Below are 22826 nucleotides of genomic sequence, written 5' to 3'. Positions count from 1 at the left end.
TCCCACACCCCCCACACCCCCCCCCCCCCCGCCGCCGCGCGGGGGGGCGGCGCCCCCCCCCGCCCCCCCCCGCGGCGCCGCCGCGCCCGCCCCCCGCCCCCCCCCCCCCCCCCCCCCCCCGGGCCGAAGCCTCCAAGGGCCTCGTAAGACTCGGCACCGCCGCTGGGCACGTTCAGCCGGTGAGTCGCGTTGCACGATCAGGTCCGTGTCATCCGCGCCCTAGCGAATCTCCACAGGGCCGACCTTTCCGAACGATACCGCACCCCGGCACCAGGTCCGGAGAGGCCCTCGAAGAGCTGAACGATGAGGCCGAAAGGGGCCGCCGGCCCCTCCCTCAGCCGATCTCACCTGCCGGTGTAGTTCGGGGCCTCGACTGTCATGGTGATGTCGTGGGGGTGGCTTTCCTTGAGACCCGCCGCGGTGATCTGGACGAATTGGGCGTCCTGCAGGTCGGAGATCCCCTGGGAACCCGTGTAGCCCATGGCCGCACGGAGCCCGCCGACCAGCTGATGGATCACCAGGCTCACCGGACCGCGGAACGGCACCCGGCCTTCGATACCTTCCGGGACGAGTTTGTCCTCGGCCAGTACATCGTCCTGGAAGTACCGGTCCTTGGAGAAGGATTTCGCCTGACCGCGACCCTGCATCGCGCCCAGGGAACCCATACCGCGGTAGCTCTTGAACTGTTTGCCGCCGACCAGGATCAGTTCGCCGGGTGATTCGGCGGTGCCGGCCAGCACCGAGCCGAGCATCACGGTGGAAGCGCCGGCGGCGATGGCCTTGGCGATATCGCCGGAGAACTGGATACCGCCGTCGGCGATGACCGGGACCCCGGCGGGTGCGCACACCGCGACCGCTTCCAGGATCGCGGTGATCTGCGGCGCGCCGACACCGGCGACCACCCGGGTGGTGCAGATGGAGCCGGGCCCGACACCGACCTTCACCGCGTCGGCGCCGGCTTCGACCAGCGCGGCGGCGCCGGCCCGGGTCGCGATATTGCCGCCGATGACCTGGATCCGATCACCGACCTCGGCCTTCACCTTGCTGACCATGCTGAGTACCTGGCGCTGGTGCCCGTGCGCGGTATCCACGACGAGCACATCGGCGCCGGCGTCGGCCAGGGTCATGGCACGCGACCAGGCGTCGTCGCCGACGCCGACCGCGGCGCCGACCAGCAAGCGGCCGTCCCGGTCCTTGGTGGCGTCCGGGAACTGATCGGTTTTGACGAAGTCCTTGACGGTGATCAGCCCGCGGAGCCGGCCCTCGCCGTCGACGATAGGGAGCTTTTCCACCTTGTGGCGGCGCAGCAGCCCGAGCGCGGCCTCCGCGGTGACGCCCTCCTGGGCGGTGATGAGCGGCGCCTGGGTCATGACATCGGCGACGCGCCGGTTCTGATCGACCTCGAAGCGCATATCGCGGTTGGTGATGATGCCGACCAGCGCGCCCTTCTCGTCGACCACCGGCAGGCCGGAGATCCGGAACCGTGCGCACATGGCGTCGACTTCGGCGAGGGTGTCGGTGGGACGGCAGGTCACCGGGTCGGTGACCATCCCGGCTTCGGACCGCTTGACCGTCTCCACCTGGCTCGCTTGATCCGCGACCGACAGATTGCGGTGCAGCACACCCATGCCCCCGGCCCGGGCCATGGCGATCGCCATCCGGGCTTCGGTGACGGTGTCCATCGCGGAACTGACCAGCGGGGTCCGCAGCCGGACCTCCCGGGTCAGCTGACTCGAGGTCTCGACCGAGCTGGGGATCAGGTCCGAGGCCGCGGGAAGCAGCAGCACATCATCGAAGGTGAGGCCGAGCATGGCGATCTTGTTCGGATCGTCACCACCCGTAGGAGGGCGGACAACGGTGCGCTCGCCCGATACGGGATTACTCATTCGGATCGACCCCTCCTGGACGTCGGCAGAGCTACCGGTACGACGACCCGATAGCGAACTGTTACTGGGAACAAACTTCCGGCGCCGGCTCGTTCATTCCAGCGGTGGGGCCGGGTGAACGGGTGCTCGTCAGCGCTTGACACCATGGTATCGGTCCCCCTGGACTGCGGTTCAACTGAGGGCATCGGCGAAACTGGCGGCGCGGACGGCTGGCGCAGACCGCCCTGTTCTGCGTACCGTGGGGATGTGCGTGACCATCTACCACCTGGCTTGCCGCCGGATCCGTTCGCCGGAGACCCCGCCGACCCGTCCGCCGCGCTCGATGCCATCGAGCCGGGGGAACCGCTGGATCCTCATGAGCGCCTCGCGGTCGAAGAGGATCTCGCCGATCTCGCAGTCTACGAGGCGCTACTGGCCCACCGCGGTATCCGCGGGCTGGTGGTGAGCTGCGAAGACTGTCGGCAGGATCACTACCACGACTGGGACATGCTGCGCGCCAATCTATTACAACTCCTGGTCGACGGCACCGTCCGCCCACACGAGCCCGCCTACGATCCGACTCCGGAAGCCTACGTCACCTGGGATTATTGCCGTGGCTATGCCGATGCCTCGATGAACGAGGCATTCCACGGCGACGGGTTCGACGCTTTCGACAGCTGAGTCGGGCAGCCGGCCTGTCCGGCACGATCGGCCGCCCACACGACGGCCGGTCGGTTTTTCACGGCCACCACACCGGTCCCTGAGCGCACACCACAGGACTTACGACAAACGAGTGGCCCCCCACCCTGCGGTGGGGGGCCACTCGTTTCGTATGGGCCGGTCTGCCGACCGAGAGATACGCCACTCTCAGTTCGTCGGGACGCCCGGAACGATCGTCGTCGGCGCCTGTTGCGGAACGGACGGCACCCCGGTCGGCGGAGCCTCCGGTAGGGAGGGCTCGGCCGGACCAGGGGAGCTGACCGTCGACGGGGCCTGGGTGGTCGGTTCCACCGAATCCGCGCCGGGACCTTCCGGAGTGGTCGGTCCCGGGACATCCGGTGCGGTGGTGTCGTCCGGTGCGATATCCGGTGCGGGCCTATCCGGCGCCTGGGTATCCGGAGTATCCGTATCGGGTCCCGGGCTGTCCGGTCCCGGGCGATCGGGTCCAGGGCGGTCGGGTTCCGGGCCGACGGGCGCGGTGGCATCCGGCGCCGTGGGCTCGTCCCCGCCCGGACTACCCGGCACCTCCATCGGTAGCGGGTTACCCGGCCCGGGTGTCGTGGTCACCGTGCTGCCGGGACGCTCGGTGGAGCCCGGTTGTCCCGGCTTCTCCGGCACTCCCGGGGCCGGCTCGGGAGCCGAATCCTCGAGCTGCGCCGCGATATCCGGTGCGACCTTGCCCACCTGCTCGACTATCTGGCGCCAACGCTCGGCGAGCTCGTTGCGTTTGACCGGATCGTCGACCTGGGTAGCGTTGGCCGCTGCCTGCTCCAGCCGTGCTTTGGCCTGCTCCGGCTTGTCCTCGTCGAGGAGCGCCTGTGCAGCGGCCAGATTGTCGTCGGCGTACTGCACGACGGTGCTCTGCGCCTGTTCGCTGAAGACCACTTCTTTGACGCGCCACAGCGCATCGCCGGGTTCGGCCTGATAGGAGAACACCGACAGCCCGCCGAACACCAGGGCCAATGCGGCCGCTGTGGTCGCGATGGGACGTAGCAGCCGCAACCGTCCGCCGGATTGGGCGTTGATCCGCGCCTGCCGGGCACCGATCTCCTGATTGACGGCCGCGACCACGGTATCGAGATCAGGCGCACCCGGTAGCGGCGGCGCCACGATCTCGGCCCGCCAATCCGCCAGCAACGTCGCCAGCTGGAGTTCCTCGGTGCTCTCGGTAGGTATGGGTCCGCCACGGGCGATAGCGTCGATCAGTTCGTCATCGCGACGAACCGCGCCGATATCGACCGGTTCGGACCCGCCACCGGAGCCCTCGGCGTAGGGATCGGTGTTCCGCGATACGCGCAGCGCCCGCTTGTCGCCCCGACCGCGCCCGCCATCCCTAGCCATATATTTCACCTGCCCTCGCCACTTGTGCCTTCAGTTTTGCGAGTGCCCTGTGCTGGGCGACCCGTATCGCTCCCGCCGTACTGCCCACGGCGGTTGCGGTTTCCTCCGCTGACAAACCCATCACCAGTCGCAGGATCAGGATCTCCCGGTGTTTCTCCGGCAACGTGGCCAGCAGAGTGTTCATCTGCCGGCTCGTTTCCGATTCGAGAGCTCGCTGTTCCGGTCCGTGGTCGTTGGATATGACATCTGGTACTTCGGCCATCGCCTCCGCCTTGTTACGGGAGGCGTTGCGATGAGCGTCGGCGACCTTGTGCGAAGCGATTCCGTATACGAAGGCCATGAACGGCCGCCCCTGGTCCTGATACCTGGGTAGGGCGGTCATGACCGCTAGACAAACCTCCTGCGCGACGTCGTCCGCAGAGAGCTGTCCACGCTCCGCGGCACCGATCCGCGCGCGGCAATAGCGCATCACCAGCGGGCGGACCATCTCCAGTACCTGAGCTAGAGCAGACCTGTCGCCCTGCGCAGCAGCGGCGACGGCGCGGTCTATCTCTTCGCCCGTGTGCGTCATCGTCAGCGGATTTCCTGGCGTTACAAAGTGGCACGGCCGGTTACGACCGGTGCTTCCGCCGGTCCAGCGGAACGGCATCAACAATAGGACACCGCCGCCGGTGGGGGTCGAGACGGTAGAACCTGGGTCAGTGCCCGCTGTCGTGAAATCGCCCGCCACGCTGCGTAATGAGCGCACGACATGCCTCGGCATCGGCTCGCGCGGAGTCCTGGGACACGCCCGGGGCAGCGAGACCGGTTCGCAACATGGCACACGCCCAGCGCAACGGCAGGAGTCCGGATACACGGCACTGGTCGTCCACCAGCACGGCGAGTTCGGCCGCCCGGCCCATCTCTCCTGTCACACTCGTCGCGGCGGCGACGAGAAGCCGCGATTTCACCTGATGGCGGATCGAGGGACCGGACTCGGCCAGGGTGAGCGCGGCTCCGGCTTCGACCGCCGCGTCCGCACCTCGACCACTCGCGAGGGCCGTCTCGGCACGCACCCAGTGCAGCCGGACCAGCGCACGAGAGCGCTCTGTTCCGGCCGAGTCCGGCCCGGGTACGCCCCCACCCGCCGGCGGGCGGGCCGCGGGACGCAGGAGCGCGGTACAGCGGTCCAGCAGCCGGGTGGCCACCGCGAGACGCCCGGTGCCCAGCGCATCGGCCGCCAACCCGATCATGGCGTCGGCTGCCGCGTCGACGAGATCCGGGACTCGGCTGTAACTCGAGGACGTGTCAGAAGAACTCGAGGACGTGTCGTGGGTCGTGGTGCCGATCCCGCCCCGATCCACCGCGCCGGACCGCGCCGGGCCCGGGGGCTCGACGTGCGCCCCGGACAGCCGCGGCAGTACCAGGACAGCGGCGCGACCGTCGGCATGGGCGGCACGAGCATGCCGGCCGAGCTGTCGAAGGAATGAACCTTCGGTAGACGCGGCGAGCGATAGCAGAACCGGATCGGTAGTGGACGCTGACAACCGGCGCAGCACCACCCGCGCGGCCGCGTAGTGGCCCGCGCCACCCAGGGCCACGGCTTGCCACCACATTTCGAGGCAGTTGCGCGGCTCCGGCAACTCGGCAGCGGACCGAGTGGGGCGTGCACCGAAAGCGAAGTCGGCGAGCCGGGCGGTGGAAGATTCGGAGCTGAGAACCGGGGCGAACACCGGTGCACTGTACCGGTGCCCGGCCGGACGCCGGGCGAGGAAGCAGGATGTACGCACCGGAAATCGGCGCGTCAGCAATCTTTCAGCATTAATAGAATCACGCGTGTTTCGATCAGGTTAAACTCCATCGATGAATCCATGAGCAGATACGCATCGAATTCGGCGACGTTTCGCTTAATTAACCTGGAAGCCGCCGGATGGCCATCTGTAATCGTACCGAGATCGGCGAAACCCCCCGGGGCACCGGCCCGCACCGCGCATACATTTCGGTCCGGACCGTTCGCGAAGGCCCAGCTATTCACTGCCACCTGCGAAAACAGCGCCCACCACCGAGGATGCCGGGGAGGCGACATCGGGGCAACCACACAGTATCGCCGGAAGATTAGCGGAAGTAAACAGCCAAATGGGTTAAATTCAGGCCGCAAAATATCCGACAAATCAGCGAACCAAACTGTTGACGGAATTTCCTCGATACCCCTAACGTAACTCATCGCCACGAACGGCGCCGGGCGAAATCGCAACGGATGCCGGCGGTCCGAGCGTTCACCCGAGCGCCGGGCACCACCCGAGAAGTTGACCCAATCACTGGCTCGACAATGCCGACGAGCTCGCGTCTACGAGGAGTTCAACCCATGCCCATGCCCACCCACCTTCCCGGGCCGAACGCCGATGTCTGGGACTGGCAGATGCGCGGTTCCTGCCGGGGTGTGGATTCGGCGGTGTTCTTCCACCCCGACGGCGAGCGGGGTAGAGCCCGGGCCGCCCGCGAGATGCGGGCCAAGGAAATCTGCCGGACCTGCCCGGTGCTCATGCAGTGCCGCTCACACGCACTGAAGGTCAGTGAGCCCTACGGCATCTGGGGCGGTATGTCGGAAACCGAACGGGAAATGCACGCGCGCCGCAACCGCCGCCGGATGGCGGTATAACCCGGCACCGGCCACTCCCGACCAGCGACGACGAGCGATACCGGCACCCGCGGCGGAAAACTTCGCCTCTTCCGCGGGGCCACATACGGTCTCGGTCATAGCGTGGGGTTATCGTTATGACCGATGACACAGGAGAGTATCGAGCTCTCAGCGTTGTTGCAGCGCTGTGGCCATTCGGACGCCGAAGCTTTCGCGGAACTCTATAACCGGACCCGCACGCGGGTCTTCGGTCTGGTGTTGCGCGTGCTACAGGATTCCGGATTCGCCGAGGAGACCACGCAGGAGGTCTACCTGCAGACCTGGCGTACCGCGGCGAGCTACGACCCGGCCCGCGGCTCGGCGGTGACCTGGCTGCTGACACTGGCCCATCGCCGCGCGGTCGACCGGGTGCGTGCCGAGCAGGCGCATACCCAGCGGGAAATCGCCTACGGCGCCCGGGTACTCGGGCACGACTACGACGAGGTCATCGAGGAGGTCGAGCGCAAGCTGGACCACCAGGCCGTGGTGGTCGGGCTGCGCACCCTGACCGATACCCAGCGGGAGGCGATCTCGCTGGCCTACTACGACGGCCGCACCTATGCGGAGGTGGCACGTCACCTGGATATAGGCCTGCCGACGGTCAAGTCCCGGATCAGAGACGGGCTGCTACGGCTGAAGAAGAGTATGGGGGCCGCCCCGCCCAGCAGCGAGCGGCGGCCGATACGAGAACGGGCCGTTCACATTCCACAGAGAATGTGAACGGCCCGTTCTCTCGGTCCGACCACCCCGGCCGCCGGGCGAAGACCGGCGGCCGGGGAATCGAGATCAGTGCGCGTGACCGTGCCCGTGATCGTCTTCCTCTTCGGCGGGCTTGTCCACGATGGCGCTTTCGGTGGTGAGCACCATCCGCGCCACCGAAGCGGCGTTGATAACGGCCGAGCGGGTCACCTTGACCGGGTCCACGACACCTTCGGCGAGCAGATCGCCGTAGGTGAGGGTCGCGGCGTTGAACCCTTCTTTGCCCTCGCCCACCTTGCTCACCACCACGGAGCCGTCGAGGCCGGCGTTGGCGGCGATCCAGAACAGCGGCGCCCGCAGCGCGCCGCGCAGCACCTCGGCGCCGACGGCCTCGTCACCGGACAGTCCGGCGATCAGTCCGTCGAGCTTGGTGCCGGCCTGCACGAGCGCGGTACCGCCGCCGGGGACGATGCCCTCCTCGACGGCCGCCTTGGCAGCGCTGACCGCGTCCTCGACCCGGTACTTGCGCTCCTTGAGCGCGGTCTCGGTGGCCGCGCCGACCCGGATCACCGCGACACCGCCGGCCAGTTTCGCCAGCCGCTCCTCGAGCTTCTCCCGGTCCCAATCGGAATCGGTGGCCTCGATCTCGCGGCGCAGCTGGGCGCTGCGGGCGGCGATATCGTCCTTGGTGCCAGCGCCGTCGATCACCGTGGTGGTGTCCTTGGTGACCACCACACGGCGGGCCGAACCCAGCACCTCGAGGCCCGACTCGCGCAGGTTGATGCCGAGATCCGGGTTGACCACGGTGCCGGCGGTGACGACGGCCAGATCGTCGAGGAACGCCTTGCGGCGGTCGCCGAAGAACGGGGCCTTGACCGCGACGGCCTTGAGGGTCTTGCGGATGGAGTTCACCACCAGGGTGGACAGGGCCTCACCCTCGACATCCTCGGCGATGATCAGCACCGGCTTACCGGATTCGGCGATCTTCTCCAGCAGCGGCAGCAGATCCGGCAGGGAGCTGATCTTCTCGCGGTGCAGCAGGATCTGCGCATCCTCCAGCACAGCCTCCTGGCTGTCGCCGTCGGTGATGAAATAGGGCGAGAGATAGCCCTTGTCGAATTGCACGCCCTCGGTGACGACGAGTTCGGTCTGCAGAGTCGAGGATTCCTCGACGGTGACCACGCCGTCTTTACCGACCGTGGTCAGTGCCTTGCCGACCATTTCGCCGATGACCTCGTCCCGCGAGGAGACGGTGGCGACCTGGGCGATGGCCTGCTCGCCGCTGACCGGGGTGGCCGCGGCCAGCAGGGCCTCGGACACCGCGTCGGCGGCCTTGGCCAGGCCGGAGCCGATGGCGATCGGGTTGGCGCCCGCGGCGATGTTCTTCAGGCCGCCGCGCACCAGCGCCTGGGCCAGCACGGTGGCGGTGGTGGTGCCGTCGCCCGCGACATCGTTGGTCTTGGTGGCGACGCTCTTGACCAGCTGAGCGCCGAGGTTCTCGAACGGGTCCTCGAGATCGATATCACGCGCGATGGTGACGCCGTCGTTGGTGACGGTCGGTCCGCCGAAGGATTTGGCCAGCACCACATGCCGGCCGCGCGGCCCGAGGGTGACCTTGACCGCGTCGGCGAGTTTGTCGACACCGCGCTCCAGCGCCCGGCGAGCCTGCTCGTCGAACTGGATCTGCTTTGCCATAAGTGTTCGCTCCTGTATCTGGTGCGCTTCGAGTTGTGTGGCACAACGCACTCCGCCCCGGGTCAGCGTTCGACACCGGGGCGGAATGCATGCGCGGCAGTCGGATTACTTGCCGACGACAGCCAGCACGTCGCGCGCGGACAGGATCAGGTATTCCTCACCCTGGTACTTGATCTCGGTACCGCCGTACTTGCTGTAGATGACGGTGTCGCCCTCTGCGACATCCAGCGGGATGCGCTTTTCACCTTCGTCGTCCCACCGGCCGGGGCCGACGGCGACAACGGTGCCTTCCTGCGGCTTCTCCTTGGCCGTATCAGGGATGACCAGGCCGGAGGCGGTCGTCGTCTCGGCCTCGTTGGCCTGGACGAGGATCTTGTCCTCGAGCGGCTTGATGTTCACGCTCGCCACGTTGAGCCCTCCACTTTCAGGGGATAACGGTCGTCCGGAACTGTTGTCCCGGACCATCGATTCGGTCACGATGCTGACCCTGCGCAAAGCCCCGTCGTCGCGGGTGCCGGGACCGCCTGCTCAGTAGTCAAGCCTGGCACCGGAGCAACAATCGGTGCCAGCTAGCACTCTATACATGAGAGTGCCAGCGCTCAAGGGCGGGCGGTGCCAATTTGCCGCGGCCCGGGTGGCAGGCGGTGCCGATTCACTGCAGCGCCGGGGATCGAAATGATCTTGCTGTCACCAAGACGCCATAGAACCGAGGTCGCTGGTCGTCCGGGTAGATCCGGCGAACGACGGGTACCCCCTCGGAAACAGGGCTTCCCAATGATTCTCCGACTCTGTAACGTTCGGATAACAGATCGTGGCACCATGTGTGATGGTTGTTCGCGGAACCACCGCTCCCCGCAGACGGCGGTGGTTTCGCGGACAACCTCCGCCCATGTCCGGACCGGCCGGCGCGAACGACGAGGTTCCGCTCGAAGGGAGGTGAAGAGAATATGCGTACGTCGCTCGGCATCTCCGCCGGGAACGAAGTGGTGTGCTCCGCACTGGTCACCACCGCGGCGAACGGTGCACGGAAATTCGACTACCGGGTCGTCTCCGCGGAGGAACATTCCGACCTCGGTGATCTCGTCGCGTCCTCGATCGAGCTGATGACCACCCAGCTCCCGTCGAGCCATCCCCCCGAAGCGGTCTTCGGCCCCCATGTTCCCGCCCCCCAGACTTCCGGACTCGATGTCATCGCCGACCGGCCGCCCACCGGTGTCGCCGTGGCCTACCGTAGCAAGGAGCAGGCGCAGGCGATCCGGCTCGCCACTGGCAAGCACCGGGAACCACAACTGGTCCCGGAAACCACCGCGGCACTGACCTTCCTGCGCGATACCGGCCTGCTGGATCGCTACGGCACGGTCGCCGTGATCGACCTGGGCGCATCGGGCTGCACCGTCACGGTCGCCGACCCGGCCGACGGCACGGTCCTGCACACCGCCCGCAGTACGACGGTCAGCGGGCGCGCCATCGACGATCTGCTCTACCGGCATCTGGTCGATCAGCATTACGCCCGGCGCGGCACCCGGCCCAATCGCGGCGTCCTGGTGAACCGGGCGCGGACCGCCAAGGAACACCTGTCGGTCACCCAGGCCGTCACCATCGACCACATCGCCGGCCGGCCGCTCAAACTCACCCGCCCCGATTTCGACCTGCTCACCGCCCGGCTGTGGCGGGAACTGGCGCGGTTCACCACGATGACCTTCGGCCTGGCCGACCGCGCCCCGGAAGCCGTCGTGGTGATCGGCGGCGGGGCGAATATCCCGGCGGTACTGGACACGCTGCGCAGCGAACTGGATCTGCCGGTCCTGACGGTACCGGACCCGGATGCCGTGATCGCCAAAGGTGCCGCGTTACTGGCCGATGCGGCCCGGTCCGCTGCGCCGGTCGGGGCACTCACCTCGGATAAATCCGGCAATACGCTACTCAAGGCGTTCGGCACTGTCGCCGGCGCGATCGTCGTGGTCGGGCTGATCGTCGGATACGGGGTGAACACCGGAACACCCAATTCCGAGGACGAGGTCTCGCCCGCCGGGACGACCAGCAGCGCCCAGATGACCCCCACGACCACGGTCGCTCCCACCACCACCGCGGCGCCCACCACGACGCAAGAGGAGGCCCCGGAGCAGCCCGTCGAGGACGAGCCCTACACGCCCACCTACGAACCCACCTACGAACCGCCGATCGTCACCGACCCCGGCACCGCCGACACCCCGTCCGACACCGGTGAACCGACCCCGTCCACCACCGTGCCGACCACCACCGGCTCCGCGTCGACGGCACCGCAGCCGACCCTGCGCCCGGACCCCAATCTTCCGCCCATCCCCTTCCCGGAAGGGCTGGGCCCGGGGGCTCTCGCACCACCGCCTCCTACCGAGGAGCCACCGGCCCCGGACGCACCGTCCACCACGGACGCACCCTCCGAGGACGGCACCCGGAGCACCGAGACCACACTCCAGCAAACGCCCCCTCCGCGCGTCCCCGGGCTACCCGGCACCGGATCCTCGGGCTAGGCCGACTCTTTCGGAAAGGTCAGCGATTCTCTCGGCTGCCGACGGGATGGACATCCGGACGACGCCGGCGTCCCACCGCCACCGGGGCAGGCCCGCGCCGCGATCGGATGAGCCCGTCGCCGAGCCGTGCATGTGGTACCAGGGATGAGAGCGAACCGTCCGGCCGTTCCAGGGGATCCCAGCACATATCGGACTCGTCACGCACGATAGCGACCCGCGGCGCTCCGGCACTTCCGGGCCGCTACGACCTCGGCACTCAGCTCACCTGGCTGACCGATACCGGCAGCCCTGGATCGCTTGCCACCGACAGTGGCGACGGTGCGGCGCCGCCGCCGATCACATGCGCACCCAGTGCCGCGATCATCACGCCGTTATCGGTGCACAGTCGCGGTTTCGGAATGCGCAGGGTCATACCGGCCGCGGCGCAGCGCTCTTCGGCCAGGGAACGGATGCGGGTGTTCGCGGTCGCTCCGCCGCCGAGCACCAGGGTGTCCACCCCCACATCCTGTGCCGCGCGGATCGCTTTCATCGTGAGCACGTCGGCGACCGCTTCCTGGAAGGAGGCCGCGATATCGGGTATCGGCAACTGCTCGACGCCCTGTCGATGCAGGCCCTCCACATAACGGGCGACCGCGGTCTTCAGGCCGGAGAACGAGAAGTCGTAACGGGGATCGCGCGGGCCGGTCATACCGCGCGGGAAGACGATCGCCGACGGGTCACCGGCGACCGCTGCCGCGTCCAGCGCGGGGCCACCCGGATAGCCGAGACCCAGCAGGCGGGCCACCTTGTCGAAGGCTTCACCCGCGGCATCGTCGACGGTGCTACCCAACTCGATCAGCGGCTCCGAAAGATCCTTCACCTGCAGCAGATGCGTATGTCCACCGGAAACCAGCAGGGCGACACAGGGCGGCATCGGACCGTGTTCCAGAGTGTCCACCGCGACGTGACCGCCGAGGTGGTTCAGCGCGTAGAACGGGATATCCCAGGCCGCGGCATAGGCTTTCGCGGCCGCTACCCCCACCAGCAAGGCACCGGCCAGACCGGGCCCGATAGTCACCGCCAGCGCGTCGGGGGCGGCGATCCCGGCCGCGGACAGTGCCCGCCGCATGGCCGGCACAATGGCCTCCAGATGAGCGCGCGACGCGATCTCGGGCACCACTCCGCCGAACCGGGCGTGCTCGGCGACACTGGAGGCCACTTCGTCGGCGAGGAGTTCGCAGCTGCCGTCCGGACGGAGGCGCACAATGCCGACGCCGGTCTCGTCACAGGAACTCTCGATCCCCATGACGATCACGACAGCACCCCGTCGGGAGTGCGCGGGAGTGCTCCCGCCGGAACATCTTCCAGCGCGGGCCGGCGCATCGTGTACGCATCCGCGCCGCTGGGGTGGTAGTAGTTCTTGCGCAATCCGATGATGTGGAAACCGTGTTTGGCGTACATGGCGATCGCGGGTGCGTTGTCGGTACGCACTTCCAGGAACACCGGCCCGCCGCGCCGCCCGGCCTCGGCGAGCAGCGCCTCCAGCAGCAGGGTGCCGATACCGGCGCGGTGACAGACCGGGTCGACACCGATGGTGTGCACTTCGGCTTCCGGATGCTCGGCGTCACCGAGCAGCGCGATACCCGCGTAGCCCACCATGTTCCCGGCCTCGTCGCGGGCGGTGATGTAGCGGTTGTAGCCGGCGGCGAGCTCGGAGCGGAAGGAAACCGCCGGCCACGGGTCGTCCTCGGGGAACAGCAGCTGTTCCAGCTCCACACAGCCCGCGATATCGGCCGGCTCCATGGGTTCGATGCGGATCCCCATCGTCACGCTCCCATCCGGTCGAGGGTGCGGTAGCTGCGTTCGACCGCATCCGGTCGCCGCAGGTACAGCGGTACCAGCGGCTCGGGTACCGCGCCCGACAGCAACGCGGGCGCGGCCGCGCGCACCAGCCCGGCGGGCGACGGCGTCTGCGGGCTCAACGCGCGCAGATCGAACAACGCGGCGTGCGCCGGGGAGCCGGCGACGGCTGTCGCGCCGGTCACATCCAGGTCGGCCGGTTTGGTCACCTCGGGTCCGGCGATCCGGCGGGTGCCCCGCTCGCGGTAGCGCGCGGAGTACACCTCGCGGCGGCGCGCATCGGTGACCACCAGCAGTTCGTCATCCGATTCGAGTTCACCGGCACAGTCCAGCGCGAGGGCATCCAGACTGCACACACCGTGCACCGGGATACCCAAGGCGTCACCGAACGCGGCGGCGGTGGCCAGCCCCACGCGCAGGCCGGTGAACGGCCCCGGCCCCGTTCCGGCGACCACCGCGGCGATATCCGCCCGGGCCACCCCCGCTTCGGAAATACATTCCAGAATCTGCGGAGTGAGCGCCTCGGCGTGGGCGCGGGCATCGACGAGTATCCGGACGGCGAGGGTCCGCGGGCGGGCGGTGTCCGGGTTGTTCGCACCGGCCGCCGCCTGCTCCAGCTCGACCAGTCCCGCCGTGACGGCAGGCGTCGCGGTGTCGACAGCAAGTGCAAGCATGATCTGGTCAACGATACCGGGTGACGGACCGCACACGGTGGTGGCGCACGGCTACTCGGCGGGGCCGGTGGACACCCACTCCCAAGATGCCGTGCGCACTTCGGTTTCCGGTTCCCGCACCATCCGCACCAGCAGATGCCGGCCGGTCAGCCGTTCCACCACACCGCTGCCCCATTCCACCACCACGACCGCGTCGTCGAGGTCGGTATCCAGGTCGAGGGCGTCGAGTTCGTCCAGGCTGCCGCCCAGCCGGTACGCGTCCACGTGCACGAGCGGGACCGGCGGACCGTCCCCGCGCTCGCCCGCGGGATGCCGGCGGGCGATGACGAAGGTCGGCGAACTGACCCGGCCCCCGACGCCCAGGCCCGCGGCGATACCGCGGGTGAGCGCGGTCTTACCGGCGCCCAGCGGACCGTCGAGCACCACCAGATCGCCCGCGCGCAACCCGGCGGCGAGTTCCCGGCCGAGCGCCTCGGTATCGGCGACGGTCGGCAGCGTGCGTTCGCCGTGCTCAGCCACCGGTCGCCTCGTAGCGATCATCGTCCGCGCTGACCACACCGGCGCGGACCAGCAGCCGATCCAGGGCGGCATTGGTTTCCTCCGGGTACTGCAGCTGCGGCATATGCGCACACTCCGGCACCCGGACGAGCTCGCAGTCGGCCAATTCGCGCGCGAGCGCACGGGAGTTGCGGAACGGGATCACCAGATCCCGTCCACCTCCGAGCACCAGCACCGGAATATCGCGCAGCACCGGCAGAGCCGCGGCCTCGTCGTGTAATTCGATGGCCTTCAGGAACTTCACCACGGTTTCCACGGGCGTCCGGTCGATCATCATGGTGGTGAACCGCGACAGGGTCGGGCTCACCGGGCCGTGGAACGAACTCACGTGCAGGATCGGCGTGATGATCTGACGTGCGGTGACCCGTCCGGCCTGCACCAACGCCGGCGCGGCGTGCACGGCCAGCCGGAAACCGTCGATCGCCGGGTTCCGCAGCAGCTGGCCGATCCCGGCGGATGTCACCTCCGCGGCCGCGGTGGAGAGCAACGCCACAGCACGCACCCGCTGGGCGAACAGATCACCCGCATGCGCGGCGGCGGCGAGCACCGCCATACCGCCGAGCGAATGCCCGACCAGGATCAGCGGTCCGCGGGGCGCCCGAGCGTCGATCACGGTGAGCAGGTCCCGGCCGAGCTGGGCGACCGTGCAGCTGTCGGTTTCCGGCGTGCCGGACCGGCCGTGCCCGCGCAGGTCGAACAGCACCATGCGCACCCGGGAACCCCACCGCTGCGCCAGGTGCCGGCGCTGGAAGTGGAAGGACTCCATGCTGTTACAGAACCCGTGAACGAAAACCACGGTCGCGTCGGCGTCACCGGTGCCCCATTCACGAGTGGCCAGGCTCACCCCGTCGTCGGCGGTCACCTCGCCGGCCCGGTCGAGGTCGATCAGCGCGAAGTTCTCGTCGCGGTACTCGTCACGCACCGGCGGCCACAAGACTTTCGCCCCGGCGCGGCGCAGCGCGTGTACCCCGGCCATGGCGGCCACCACACCGGCCGTGGCCAGACCCCCGCGTAACAATGTCGTCCGTGGTTTCACCGAGCTCCTCCCCGATAGCGGCGGTGTACCCGCCCGCGCGGCGCGCACACCACTTCATAGTGGATGGTGCCGAGCAGGTCCGCCCAGTCCTGGGCCCGGGGTTCACCGTGGGTACCGGGCCCGAACAGAATCGCGGTATCGCCTTCGGCGACCCCGTCCGCGTTGTCGCCCAGGTCGACGACCAGCTGATCCATGCACACCCGGCCCCGATTCGGCCGCCGCCGGCCGCCGACCCACACATCGATCCGGCCACCCAGCGGACGGAAGACACCGTCGGCGTATCCCGCCGGGATCAATGCGACCGTGGTGTCGGCCGGTGCGATCCACTCGTGCCCGTAGGAAACACCTTCTCCCGCGGCAACCTGCTTCACCAGGGCGACTTCGGCCTGGAAGGTCATCGCGGGCCGCAGGTCGAATTCCCCGATATCCGGAACGGGGGTCAATCCGTAGACGGCGATACCCGGGCGGACCATATCGAAAGCCAGATCCGGCCTGGTCAGCGTCGCGGCGGAATTCGCCAGATGCACCAGTTCGGGTTCGAGGCCGTACTCCTTCGCGGCGGCGATGGCCTCCACGAAGCGATCGCGCTGTAGATCGATCGTGGGGTGATAGGGCTCGTCCGCGTGCGCGAGATGGGAGAAGATCGCCCGGAACCGCACGACCTGTTCGTCGACCAGTTTCCGCAGCGCCGCGAGCACCACGGGATAGCTGTGCGGGTCGACACCGTTGCGGTTCAGTCCGGTATCGACCTTGAGGGTGACGATGGCGCGGCGGCCCAGCTCCCGAGCCGCCGCGGCGACCGCTTCCAGCTGCTCCAGCGACGAGATACCGATCTCGATATCGGCGGCGATGGCGGCGGTGTAATCCGCATCACAGACATTGAGCCAGCACAGGATCGGTGCCTCGATCCCGGCGGCGCGCAGCGCCACCGCCTCCTCGATCGTGGTGACTCCGAGTTCGGCCGCACCCGCCCCCAGCGCCGCCCGTGCGACCTCGACCGCACCGTGGTTGTAGCCGTCGGCCTTGACCACCACCATCACCGCGGCATCCCCGGCGTGTGCGCGCAGCACCCCCACATTGTGCGCAATGGCATCCAGGTCGACGACCGTCTCCACTTGACCGTTCACAGTTGCCGATACTGCCATCTCCCCGCCGGACCGGGTGCGATGGCTACCCGCACATGCTGGGCGTCCGGCGTCCCGGCCCGGAACCGGCTGCCGTGCGGCACCACCGCACAACGGACCCGGCAACCACCGTCCGCACCTGCACCGGGGCAGGATTCAGACCGAACCGGCCCGCAGGGTTGCGATAGCTTCCGGGAGGTGACGCAGCAGCGGACCAGCCGAGATCGGCGCGGTGTCGGCGGAACTTGCGGCGTGCGCTGCGATATCGGCGGCCACGGCATGGGCCCGCGCTGCCGCTGCCGCAGCCCACCCCGGGTCTCGGCCCGCGGCCAACAGGGCGCCGATCACACCCGACAGGACATCGCCGGCCCCGGCGGTCGCTGCCCAGGACCCGCCGGCCTCGTTGACCAGCACCGGACCACCCGGCTCGGCGACCAGGGTCGCCCGGCCTTTCAGCAGAACGGTCACCTGCCACCTCTCCGCGAGATCGCGGACGGCTCCGACGCGGTCGGGGCCGGGATCGCTGCCGGTCAGCCGGCGGAACTCGCCGGCGTGCGGGGTGAGGACAGTGGCGGCTCGGCGGCCGCGGACCAGGTCCGGCTGTTCGGCCAGCAGCGTGAGCCCGTCGGCGTCGACCACCACCGGCAGGTCGGTGGCGAGGATCTCCGTGAGGCGGTCGCGGGCGGTGCGATCGGTGCCGGAACCCGGGCCGAAAACCCAGGACTGCACCCGGCCGGTGGCGCCGAGATCGGGTGCCGCGATCACTTCGGGATACTGCGCGAGTACCGCGGGCCCCGCGCTACCGACATAGCGGACCATCCCGGAGGTCGCGGCCACCGCGGCCCCGGTGCACAGCACAGCCGCGCCCGGATAGGTCTCGCTGCCCGCATGAACACCCGTGACCCCCTGCGTGTACTTATCGTCCTCTGCCCCGGGAACCGGCCAGCCCGCGCCCACCGCCGCGGGCTCCAGGGCGGCCAGGCCCGGCTCGGGCAGCCGTAACCCGATGGGCACCAATTCGATTCGGCCACACCGGGCGGCGGCCAGCGCGTGCACCGGTTTGCGGGCACCGAACGCGACGGTGACCGCCGCCCGCACCGCGGGCCCGTCGACCACGCCGGTATCCGGATCGACCCCACTGGGCAGATCGGCCGCGATAATCGGGACATCCAGTCCCCCAACAATTCCGGCCGCATCGGGTCGCAGCGAACCACGTCCGGAAATACCGACGATCCCGTCGACCACCAGCTCCGCAGCGGCCAATTCCGCCACTGCCGCAGCCGGATCGGCGCATATCCGGCCCCCGGCCCTGCGCAGGGCAGCCAGTCCCGCCGCATGCGCCCGGTCCGGATTCAACAGCACAGCGGTCACCGCCACACCCCGGCGGCGCAACATCGACCCCGCCCACAACGCGTCCCCGCCGTTGTCCCCCGACCCCACCAGCAGCCCCACCGCACGTCCCGCGACCCCCCCGGTGCGAGCACGGAGTTCGGCCGCGACCACCCGCGCCAGCCCGTAGGCCGCCCGCCGCATCGGTTCCCCCTCAGGGACCCTGGTGAACAGCTCGGCCTCCGCCGCGCGCACTTCGCCGGCGGTGTAATAGCCGGACAGCTCGGTCACCGAACACACCTCCACGGTCGACGGGTAGCGACGCCAGCAGACTACGCTTGGCCACCATGCCCAGACCTCGCCGCGCCGCATTGGCCGCCGCCACCGGATTCACCCTCGTGGCGGCCCTGCTGTCCGGCTGCGGGTCCGATGATTCCGGTACGTCCGGAACGGATGCGCCGGGGACACATTCGGCGCGGGAGCCGGAGGCAACGGTGACGGTTCTTGTCGAGGAGGACGCGTTCTCCCCGGCCGACCTCACCATCACCGCCGGCGACACCGTGGCCTGGCATTTCGACGGCGACCTGCCGCACGGCGTGCAGGGCATCGGCGATAAAGCGATGGGCCTGAACAGCCCGCTGTTCGAGGTCGGCGATTGGAGCTACACCTTCACCGCGCCGGGCGAATACCGCTACCTGTGCCCCCTCCACCCCGATATGCGCGGGACGATCACCGTCGAGAAAGCCTGAGCCGGCCGCCGGGCCGGGCAGCGCGTAGTCGACCCCGACGCGCCTGATCGGCACAGTTGAGCGCAGCCCGCACACGGCCGGGCGCAGGCGGCGGTATGCCTACTCGACCGTGACCGATTTGGCGAGGTTACGGGGCTTGTCCACGTCGTAGCCGCGGGCTTGGGCCACCTCGGCGGCGAAGATCTGCAGCGGGACCGTCGACAGCAGCGGCTGGTAGAGGGTCGGCGCGGTCGGGATCTCGATCAGATCGTCGGCGAACGGCCGCACCAGATCGTCGCCCTCTTCGGCGATGACGATGGTGCGTGCGCCTCGTGCCTGGATCTCGCGGATATTGCTGACCAGTTTGGCGTGCAGAACCCCGCGCCCCTTCGGCGACGGCATCACCACGATCACCGGCAGCCCGTCCTCGATCAGCGCGATCGGGCCGTGCTTCAGCTCACCCGCGGCGAAACCCTCCGCGTGCATATACGCCAGCTCCTTGAGCTTGAGCGCACCCTCCAGCGCCACCGGGTACCCGACGTGCCGGCCGAGGAACAGGATGGTCCGTTCCCGCGCCAGCTGCCGGGCGATCGCCCGCACCTGCGGCGCCGTTTCCAGCACCCGCTCCACCAGCTTCGGCATGGCCTCCAGTTCGGCGAACTCGCGGGCCACCTCGTCGGGGTACTTGGTGCCGCGCGCCTGCGCCAGCGCCAGCCCGACCAGCAGGTTCGCCGTCACCTGGGCGAGGAACGCCTTGGTGGAGGCCACCCCGATCTCCGGCCCGGCGCGGGTGTAGAGCACCGCGTCGGCTTCGCGCGGGATCTGCGCGCCGTTGGTATTGCAGACCGCCAGCACCCGCGCCTTCTGGCTCTTGGCGTGCCGGACAGCTTCCAGCGTGTCGGCCGTCTCACCGGACTGTGAGACCGCGACCACCAGGGTCGAGCGGTCCAGCACCGGATCCCGGTAGCGGAATTCGCTGGCCAGCTCCACTTCCACGGGCAGCCGGGTCCAGTGCTCGATGGCATATTTGGCGACCAGCCCGGAGTGGTATGCGCTACCGCAGGCCACCACGAAGACCTTCTCCACATCGCGGAGTTCCTGGTCGGAGAGGCGCTGCTCGTCCAGCACGATCCGGCCCGCCCGGCTGGGGCTCTGATCGAAGTGACCGATGAGCGTATCGGCGACCGCGCCGGGCTGCTCCTCGATCTCCTTCAGCATGAAGTAGTCGTGGCCGCCCTTCTCGGCGGCGGCCAGATCCCAGTCGATGGTGAACGGCCGGGAATGTACCTCGTCGGTGGAGCCGTGGAAATCGGTGACCCGGTAGCCGTCGGCGGTGATCACCACCGCCTGGCCCTCGCCCAGTTCGACGGCTTCGCGGGTGTGCTCGATGAACGCGGTGACATCGGAGGCGATGAACATCTCGTTCTCGCCGACTCCCACCACGAGCGGGGTGGAGTGCCGTGCGGCCACAATGGTGCCCGGGTGGTCGGCGTGGGTGAAGACCACGGTGAACGCACCCTCGAGCCGCCGCAGCACCGCCAGCACGCTGGCTTCGAAATCGCCCGCGGTCGGACCGTCGGCATAGGCCCGCGCCACCAGGTGCACGGCGACCTCGGAATCGGTTTCGCTGCGCAACTCGACTCCGGCATCCTCGAGTTCGCGCCGCAATTGGACGAAGTTCTCGATGATGCCGTTGTGCACGACCGCGACCTTGCCGCTCGCATCCTGGTGCGGATGGGCGTTGCGGTCGTTCGGCGCGCCGTGTGTGGCCCACCGGGTGTGTCCCATTCCCGTGGTCCCGGCGAACACGCCCGGCCCCGCGGCGCCCAGCGCCTCTTCCAGGTTGCTCAGCCGACCGGCCCGCCGCTCGATGGCGGCATGGCCGGTGCCGTCGAGAATCGCCACGCCCGCGGAGTCGTAACCTCGGTACTCCATGCGGCGCAAGGCAGCGACGACGACGCCCAACGCGTCCCGGTACCCGACGTACCCCACGATTCCGCACATGGCTCACCAGAGTACTTATCGGCTAACGTTCACGTCGTGTCGGCGTCTGTGAAATCACTCCTGAGCAGTCTGACCAGCCGCGGCCCGCACCGGGTGCTCCGCGGGAACCTGGCCATCGCGGGCCAGCCCGGCGTGGTGTACACGCCGGAGACCGGCCGCGACCTACCAGCAGTCGCCTTCGGCCACGGCTGGCTCAACGGCGCCGCCGACTACGGCACCCTGCTGGAACACCTCGCGTCCTGGGGCATCGTCGCCGCCGCCCCCGACACCGAACGCGGCCCGCTGGCTTCCCATCTGAACCTGGCCACGGACCTGCTCACGACTCTCGACATCTGCACCGGCGTCCGCCTCGGCGACGGCACCCTCACGGTGCACCCCGAACGCCTCGCCCTCGCCGGGCACGGCATGGGGGCCGGCGCGGCCGTCCTCGCCGCCGCCCAGCGCCGCGTGGCCGCGGTCACTCCCCTCTTCCCCGCGCCCACGGCCCCCGCCGCCGAATCGGTCGCCCCCGATATCGACACCCCCGCCCTGATCCTGGCCGGCGTGTCGGATATCGATTCGCTCAGCTCGAACGCGGTCCCCTTGGCCGCTGCCTGGTCGGGCCCGGTAATCCTGCGCACCCTCGAGGGCGCCGGCCGCAACGGTCTCGCCGAAGGCCGCCGGCTCCTGGCCGCTCTCGGCGGCGGCAAGCACGAACCGAAAACGGCCCGCGCCACCCGCGCCCTCCTCACGGGCTATCTACTCCACACCCTCCGCGGCGACAAGACCTACGCCGCCTTCGCCGATCCGGACACCTCGATACGCCACACCCACGTCATCGACCCGGCGGCCGCGCTCCTGGACCAAGAGGAGAGTCGCAAAGCCGCCGCGACCCCCGACCCCGCGACAGTGGGCAAGCTGGTCCGGACGCTGCGCAAGTAGGTCCGGCCGCACCCTGCCGGCCACCATCCAGGGCACCGTCGGCGCGGCCGGCCTCGTCCCCCGATGCGCCGACCGGCCCGAAAAGGCGGGTTCTCACCAGTGGGCAGGTAGACGACGACCTGTGGTCCTGTAACACCTGTAACAATGGGCGAATTCGGGTGGGATGTCGTCGATACACGGTTGAATGCGCTGTCCCAGTATGGGGAGAGGCAGTTTCATGGCAGCAATACCGGCCAGGCGGCGGATACGTTGGGCAACGGCACTGGGCTACCTCATCCTCGCGGCGCTCGCCACCATCCTGACCGTTATCGGTCTTCCGGGTGAACGCGAAGTGCTGGTGTTCAACGACGAGATCGTGAGCCCGGCCGACGAGTGCTGGATCATCGGCGGCGCAAGGGGATCGTGTAGCGATCTGGGCACGACGGAGGTTCGATACCTGCCGGCGACTACCTGGCTGCTCTTCCTGGGGGCCGCCAACGCCGCCCTGCTGGTGTGGTCCGTTGGTCGAGAGACTCTCCGGAGGAACAGGTACACGGTCGACAACGACCTGGCGGGCGATCTCGACGAGCTGGGACAGTTCGCCGAGATGTCCGCGATGGGACGTCGGCACGATACGTTCACCCTTTCCCGCGGTCTTCTGGTCCGTACGACCCGGGCCCTCCTCGGCTTTTTCGAGAACGGTCTCGTGATCTGCGCCCACAACGAGCGGCCGCGGGTATATCCCTGGACCGGGATTGCCGATGTCCGGCAGGGCGGCAAGCAGGACAACGACAAGGTCGTTTTCGAGTTCGATCTCACTTTCGACGACGCCACCGTTCTCCGGACCGAATGTACCTATCGCGCGAGCCGGAAGAATACGGGCAACCCGGATGCGGAACCGGGCCTTCGGTTCGCCCTCTTCATGGACAGCGTGAACAGAGAAGTGGCGGCACTCCGCGGACCGAGCAGCGGATAGGCACCTGTCGATCCACGGGGCCGCTCGACCGTCGCGGCGGTCGAGATGTTCGAAAAGCTGTGCCACCCGCACCTTGGTCATCAGGCCGTAACGCAACCCGAACAGTCATGACATGGCGCCACGCCAGACTTCCCTGAGTGTGATCACGACGGGATGTGAAGGTGAGGTGATA

22 protein-coding genes are annotated in these 22826 nt (G+C 68.7%); 7 read left to right on the top strand and 15 right to left on the bottom strand.

All coding sequences use genetic code 11. From position 1 onward, the window contains the following. Positions 1-344: 344 nt before the first annotated feature. Complete coding sequence (gene guaB, locus ACIA75_RS28580; RefSeq protein WP_397109414.1) at positions 345-1886, bottom strand: IMP dehydrogenase; 1542 nt, start codon at positions 1884-1886, stop codon at positions 345-347. 246 nt (positions 1887-2132) lie between these two features. On the opposite strand from guaB, the gene ACIA75_RS28575 reads away from it, so the two are divergent. Continuing rightward, positions 2133-2546 (top strand): DUF5319 domain-containing protein, encoded by a 414-nt coding sequence (locus ACIA75_RS28575; protein ID WP_030522220.1) that lies wholly within the window; start codon positions 2133-2135, stop codon positions 2544-2546. A 186-nt stretch (positions 2547-2732) separates the two neighbouring features. Here the strand turns inward: ACIA75_RS28575 and ACIA75_RS28570 are convergent, their stop codons facing one another. From ACIA75_RS28570 to ACIA75_RS28555, 4 genes are all read right to left on the bottom strand, one after another. Then, positions 2733-3926, bottom strand: a complete 1194-nt coding sequence (locus tag ACIA75_RS28570; protein ID WP_397109412.1) for an anti-sigma-D factor RsdA — start codon at positions 3924-3926, stop codon at positions 2733-2735. Further along, a complete protein-coding gene (locus ACIA75_RS28565; protein ID WP_397109410.1) occupies positions 3919-4497 on the bottom strand; it encodes a sigma-70 family RNA polymerase sigma factor in 579 nt (192 codons plus the stop codon). The genes ACIA75_RS28570 and ACIA75_RS28565 overlap by 8 nt, the downstream gene beginning before the upstream one ends. 127 nt (positions 4498-4624) lie before the next feature. Next, on the bottom strand, positions 4625-5638 hold the full coding sequence (locus ACIA75_RS28560; protein WP_397109408.1) for a hypothetical protein: 1014 nt from the start codon (positions 5636-5638) through the stop codon (positions 4625-4627). A gap of 71 nt (positions 5639-5709) precedes the next feature. Beyond that, complete coding sequence (locus tag ACIA75_RS28555) at positions 5710-5940, bottom strand: hypothetical protein (RefSeq protein WP_397109406.1); 231 nt, start codon at positions 5938-5940, stop codon at positions 5710-5712. Positions 5941-6270: 330 nt separating this feature from the next. Here ACIA75_RS28555 and ACIA75_RS28550 point away from each other — a divergent pair, with 330 nt between their 5' ends. Continuing rightward, positions 6271-6564 (top strand): WhiB family transcriptional regulator, encoded by a 294-nt coding sequence (locus tag ACIA75_RS28550; RefSeq protein WP_357427507.1) that lies wholly within the window; start codon positions 6271-6273, stop codon positions 6562-6564. A 123-nt stretch (positions 6565-6687) separates the two neighbouring features. Further along, positions 6688-7302 (top strand): ECF RNA polymerase sigma factor SigK, encoded by a 615-nt coding sequence (gene sigK / locus ACIA75_RS28545; protein ID WP_397109403.1) that lies wholly within the window; start codon positions 6688-6690, stop codon positions 7300-7302. Positions 7303-7368: 66 nt separating this feature from the next. Here sigK and groL read toward each other — a convergent pair whose 3' ends face one another. Then, positions 7369-8976 carry a chaperonin GroEL gene (gene groL / locus ACIA75_RS28540; protein ID WP_397109401.1) on the bottom strand — a complete coding sequence of 536 codons (1608 nt, stop codon included), beginning with the start codon at positions 8974-8976 and terminating at the stop codon, positions 7369-7371. A gap of 105 nt (positions 8977-9081) precedes the next feature. Continuing rightward, positions 9082-9384 carry a co-chaperone GroES gene (gene groES, locus ACIA75_RS28535; protein WP_033243423.1) on the bottom strand — a complete coding sequence of 101 codons (303 nt, stop codon included), beginning with the start codon at positions 9382-9384 and terminating at the stop codon, positions 9082-9084. A gap of 539 nt (positions 9385-9923) precedes the next feature. Here groES and ACIA75_RS28530 point away from each other — a divergent pair. After that, positions 9924-11486: an Hsp70 family protein gene (locus tag ACIA75_RS28530; protein ID WP_397109399.1), complete on the top strand. Its 1563-nt coding sequence runs from the start codon at positions 9924-9926 to the stop codon at positions 11484-11486. A gap of 256 nt (positions 11487-11742) precedes the next feature. On the opposite strand, the gene tsaD is transcribed toward ACIA75_RS28530, so the two are convergent. The 7 genes from tsaD to ACIA75_RS28495 all read right to left on the bottom strand — a co-directional run bounded on the left by tsaD (position 11743) and on the right by ACIA75_RS28495 (position 18328). Next, positions 11743-12780 (bottom strand): tRNA (adenosine(37)-N6)-threonylcarbamoyltransferase complex transferase subunit TsaD, encoded by a 1038-nt coding sequence (tsaD, locus tag ACIA75_RS28525; RefSeq protein WP_397109397.1) that lies wholly within the window; start codon positions 12778-12780, stop codon positions 11743-11745. Beyond that, positions 12777-13289, bottom strand: a complete 513-nt coding sequence (rimI, locus tag ACIA75_RS28520) for a ribosomal protein S18-alanine N-acetyltransferase (RefSeq protein ID WP_397110307.1) — start codon at positions 13287-13289, stop codon at positions 12777-12779. Before rimI ends, tsaD begins: the two co-directional genes overlap by 4 nt. 2 nt (positions 13290-13291) lie before the next feature. Continuing rightward, the gene (gene tsaB / locus ACIA75_RS28515; protein ID WP_397109395.1) at positions 13292-13999 is read right to left on the bottom strand and encodes a tRNA (adenosine(37)-N6)-threonylcarbamoyltransferase complex dimerization subunit type 1 TsaB; all 708 of its coding nucleotides are present in this window, start codon (positions 13997-13999) and stop codon (positions 13292-13294) included. Positions 14000-14050: 51 nt separating this feature from the next. Next, positions 14051-14539, bottom strand: coding sequence for a tRNA (adenosine(37)-N6)-threonylcarbamoyltransferase complex ATPase subunit type 1 TsaE (tsaE, locus tag ACIA75_RS28510; RefSeq protein WP_397109393.1), 489 nt, complete (start codon positions 14537-14539; stop codon positions 14051-14053). Continuing rightward, positions 14511-15533, bottom strand: a complete 1023-nt coding sequence (locus tag ACIA75_RS28505) for an alpha/beta fold hydrolase (RefSeq protein WP_397110305.1) — start codon at positions 15531-15533, stop codon at positions 14511-14513. Before ACIA75_RS28505 ends, tsaE begins: the two co-directional genes overlap by 29 nt. Before the next feature lie 56 nt (positions 15534-15589). Then, positions 15590-16738 carry an alanine racemase gene (gene alr, locus ACIA75_RS28500; protein ID WP_397109391.1) on the bottom strand — a complete coding sequence of 383 codons (1149 nt, stop codon included), beginning with the start codon at positions 16736-16738 and terminating at the stop codon, positions 15590-15592. A 135-nt stretch (positions 16739-16873) separates the two neighbouring features. After that, complete coding sequence (locus ACIA75_RS28495; RefSeq protein WP_397110303.1) at positions 16874-18328, bottom strand: NAD(P)H-hydrate dehydratase; 1455 nt, start codon at positions 18326-18328, stop codon at positions 16874-16876. 65 nt (positions 18329-18393) lie between these two features. Here ACIA75_RS28495 and ACIA75_RS28490 point away from each other — a divergent pair, with 65 nt between their 5' ends. Then, positions 18394-18795 carry a cupredoxin domain-containing protein gene (locus ACIA75_RS28490; protein ID WP_397109389.1) on the top strand — a complete coding sequence of 134 codons (402 nt, stop codon included), beginning with the start codon at positions 18394-18396 and terminating at the stop codon, positions 18793-18795. A 99-nt stretch (positions 18796-18894) separates the two neighbouring features. On the opposite strand, the gene glmS is transcribed toward ACIA75_RS28490, so the two are convergent. Beyond that, positions 18895-20778, bottom strand: coding sequence for a glutamine--fructose-6-phosphate transaminase (isomerizing) (gene glmS / locus ACIA75_RS28485; protein ID WP_397109387.1), 1884 nt, complete (start codon positions 20776-20778; stop codon positions 18895-18897). A gap of 36 nt (positions 20779-20814) precedes the next feature. On the opposite strand from glmS, the gene ACIA75_RS28480 reads away from it, so the two are divergent. After that, positions 20815-21699 (top strand): hypothetical protein, encoded by an 885-nt coding sequence (locus tag ACIA75_RS28480; protein WP_397109385.1) that lies wholly within the window; start codon positions 20815-20817, stop codon positions 21697-21699. A 217-nt stretch (positions 21700-21916) separates the two neighbouring features. Further along, positions 21917-22654 (top strand): hypothetical protein, encoded by a 738-nt coding sequence (locus tag ACIA75_RS28475; protein ID WP_397109383.1) that lies wholly within the window; start codon positions 21917-21919, stop codon positions 22652-22654. Positions 22655-22826 lie beyond the last annotated feature (172 nt).

This window comes from Nocardia sp. NPDC051750 (assembly GCF_044453135.1).
In the GTDB taxonomy this organism is placed as follows: domain Bacteria; phylum Actinomycetota; class Actinomycetes; order Mycobacteriales; family Mycobacteriaceae; genus Nocardia.
Note: the sequence above shows the minus strand (reverse complement) of the source record. Positions and strands in the feature narration are given on the sequence as shown.